The sequence below is a fragment of the Synechococcus sp. WC101 genome (assembly GCF_047461555.1).
Taxonomy (GTDB): Bacteria; Cyanobacteriota; Cyanobacteriia; order Thermostichales; family Thermostichaceae; genus Thermostichus.
This window is the reverse complement of record NZ_JANSHG010000218.1, coordinates 1-3,049: the sequence shown is the minus strand read 5'-3', so window position 1 is coordinate 3,049 and position 3,049 is coordinate 1. Positions and strand designations below refer to the sequence as shown.

At 62.9% G+C, this 3,049-nt stretch carries 4 protein-coding genes; 3 read left to right on the top strand and 1 reads right to left on the bottom strand.

The features are described 5' to 3' along the window. From NW809_RS11645 to NW809_RS11635, 3 genes are all read left to right on the top strand, one after another. On the top strand, nucleotides 1-1,014 hold a 1,014-nt coding region (locus tag NW809_RS11645), incomplete at its 5' end, for a metal ABC transporter solute-binding protein, Zn/Mn family (RefSeq protein ID WP_414402204.1). Next, nucleotides 1,011-1,787, top strand: coding sequence for a metal ABC transporter ATP-binding protein (locus NW809_RS11640; protein ID WP_414402203.1), 777 nt, complete (start codon nucleotides 1,011-1,013; stop codon nucleotides 1,785-1,787). The genes NW809_RS11645 and NW809_RS11640, both read left to right, overlap by 4 nt. Before the next feature lie 9 nt (nucleotides 1,788-1,796). Next, on the top strand, nucleotides 1,797-2,633 hold the full coding sequence (locus tag NW809_RS11635) for a metal ABC transporter permease (protein ID WP_414402202.1): 837 nt from the start codon (nucleotides 1,797-1,799) through the stop codon (nucleotides 2,631-2,633). Here NW809_RS11635 and NW809_RS11630 read toward each other — a convergent pair. Further along, nucleotides 2,630-3,049: matrixin family metalloprotease (locus tag NW809_RS11630; RefSeq protein WP_414402201.1), on the bottom strand; the 420-nt coding region annotated here is incomplete at its 5' end. The two genes, NW809_RS11635 and NW809_RS11630, sit on opposite strands and share 4 nt — an antisense overlap.

Genomic DNA, 3,049 nt, shown 5'->3' with positions numbered 1-3,049 from the left:
GAAGAGTCCCAGGCGCAGCAGGGATCCGACCCCCCGAAGGTGGTGACCACCATCCTGCCGATGACGCAATTTACCCGCGCCGTGGCGGGGGATCGGGCAGAAGTCACGCCACTCCTTCCCCCTCAGATGGGGCCCCACGACTTTCAGGCTCGACCTGAGGAGGTTCGTTTGCTGGCTCAGGCGGATGTGCTGGTGATCAACGGGTTGGGCATGGAAACGTTTTTGGAAGGGTTGATCGCCAGCGCTGGGAACCCCCAATTGCAAATCGTTGACAGCAGCGAAGGGATCCCAACTTTGCGGGCTGAGGAGCCAGAGCAGGGGCACTCCCACGGTCACGGCCATGGACACTCTCATGGACACAGTCACGGCCATTCTCACGGGCATGGCCATGGCCACCCTCATGGGCACAGCCACGGTGGGTTTAACCCCCACATCTGGCTGGATCCGCGGCGGGCCATCCGGCAAGTGGAAAACATCCGCGACGGCCTTATGGCTGCGGATCCCGAGGGGGCAGAGATTTACCGCACCAACGCGGCTGCCTTTATCGAGAAGCTCAAGGCTTTGGATGAGGAGATCGAGCAGCGCTTGGCTCCCTTTGCCGGCAGAAAGTTTGTAGCTTTCCACAACTTTGCCCCCTACTTTGCCGAGCGCTACAACCTCAAGGCTGAGTTTTTGGTGGAGATCCCTGAAGCCAGCCCCTCCCCCGAAGATGTGCGGCGGGTGATGGAGACGGTGCGGGCATCCGGCCTGAAGACGATCCTGGTGGAACCGCAGCTGGGGAGTAACAACCCCTTTGAGGTTTTGGCCAGAGACCTAGGGATCCAAGTTCGCGTTTTCGATCCCATCGAAACGGCTGGCCCAGAGGGTCTGGAGCCGGAGTACTACCTAACCGTCATGCGGCAAAACGTGGAGAACCTGGTCTCCGCCTTTGAGAAGGAAAAGGCCTGGGTTCCCCTGCAGTTGCCCGTGGTGGGCCAAGCTGCCCTCGAACACCTGCTGGCGAGGGGGCGATGACCTCCCACTTGGGCGAAGTTGTCCTTTGGGTGGAGGGGCTGACGGTCTATCGGGGATCCCAGTTGGCCGTGCAGAATGTGTCGTTTGCGCTGGAGGCGGGATCCCATACGGCCATTGTCGGCCCCAATGGCGCTGGCAAGAGCACGTTGGTGCAGGCCATCTTGGGGATCCTGCCCCGCCAGTGCGGCTCGGTTTGGATCCTGGGAGAGCGGCTGCGCCTGTCGGGGTATTTGCCCCAGGCGGTGCGGCAGCAGCTTGCCTATGTGCCGCAGCGGTTGCAATTCAACCCCGCCATTCCCGTGACGGTGGCGGAGTTTGTCGCCCTGGGCTGGGGATCCCTTGGACCTCGCTGGCCCTGGCAGCAGCAAGCTGCTCGGCAGGAAGCCGTCCAGAAAGCCCTGCAACGGGCCGAGGCTCTACACCTGGCCTCTAAACTCCTGGGTCAACTAAGCGGCGGCGAGCTGAAGCGGGTGCTGTTGGCCTATTGCCTAGTCTGGCCGCGGCGGCTGCTGGTGCTGGACGAGGCCCCCGCCGGCTTGGATAGTCCCAGCGAAGGGGAGTTCTATCGGATGTTGGAAGAGCTGCGCCGATCCCTGGGCTGGACCATCCTACAAGTCTCCCACGACCTGGAAATGGTGTCCCACCATTGCGACCGCGTGTTATGTCTCAACCGCTCCCTGATCTGCCAGGGATCCCCCGAGGTGGCCTTGGCCCCAGAGATGCTGAGCTGCGTCTACAGCCCCGAGTTTGCCCGCTACATCCACCATCACTGAGGAGGGGAAATGCCGGAGACCTGGGCGCGGGTGGTGGAATTGCTGCAGTTGCCCTTCATGCAGCGGGCCCTCCTAGGCGGGGTCCTCACAGGGGTGACGGGGGGACTGCTGGGCAGTTTTGTCATCTTTCGGCAGTTGGCGTTTTTTAGCGATGCCCTGGGGCATTCGGCGCTCTTGGGTATTGTCGTGGGAGTAGCCCTGGGGCTGAATCCCACGGCGGTGCTGATGGGGTTTGGGGTGGTGTTTGCCCTGGGCGTGACCTTTATCCTGGAACGCACCCAGCTTTCGGCAGATGCGGTGCTGAACATCATCTACTCTTCCTCCCTGGCCCTAGCCATCCTCGGCTTGAGCTTGATCCCTGGCTACCGCGGCAACCTCAACCAACTGCTCTTCGGGGACATCCTGGGCATCAGCCCGCCGGCCCTCTGGATGAGCGGCCTGCTCCTGCTGCTGGCCCTGGGGTACATTGGGCTGACTTTGACTGCCCAGATGTTGCTGACCCTGGATGAGTCGTTGGCGCGGGCGCGGGGGGTGGAAGTGGGCTGGCAGCGGCTGGCCTTTGTGGTTTTGCTGGCCCTGGTGGTGGCCCTGTCGATCCGCTCGGTGGGGGTGCTGCTGGTAAGCGCCTTTGTGGTCATCCCCGCCTCGACGGCGCGGCTTTTGGGATCCCGCTTTACAACCTATGTGTTGCTGGCCATGGGTTTCGGGGGCTTGAGCGCGGTGCTGGGGATCCTCCTCTCGGCCGCCTTCAACCTGCCCTCCGGCCCCAGCATCGTGGCCACCCAGTTGCTGTTTTTTCTCCTGGCTATGGCGGCCAAGGGGGCGTCGCAACTGCTGCGGCTTTAGCCAGGTGCGGGGATCTCCTCACGAACCTGGCCAAACAGGCGGCGGTAGCTCTCTGGAAAGACCTGGCCCATCAGGGTGGGCTGCTCGTAGACCCGCTTGAGGGTGTTGAGATCCCGTTTGGTGATGGTGGGCACCCGCAGCAGGCGGCGATTGCCAGTAGCCTCGGCGTGGTGGCCGCCGTACATCAGATCCCGCGGGTTGGGACTATGGCCCCACAGCCCTAGCCCATGGCCAATCTCGTGCCGAGCCACTGCCGTAACTTCTGCCAGCCCCTGGCCTTCGACGATAACAATGCGCACCCGCTGCTGCAGCGAACCATCGGCGGCGAAGAAAAACTCTGGGCGGGCTGCCCCCGCTATTCCCTCGCCAATGGGAGGAACGCGGTAGATGCTCATCCCGTAGGAGGCCTCTTCCTC

Excerpts from the sequence above, each read along its gene's own strand:
- NW809_RS11635 (WP_414402202.1), top strand. The coding sequence starts at position 1,797 with ATGCCGGAGACCTGGGCGCGGGTGGTGGAATTGCTGCAGTTGCCCTTC.
- NW809_RS11640 (WP_414402203.1), top strand. The coding sequence starts at position 1,011 with ATGACCTCCCACTTGGGCGAAGTTGTCCTTTGGGTGGAGGGGCTGACG.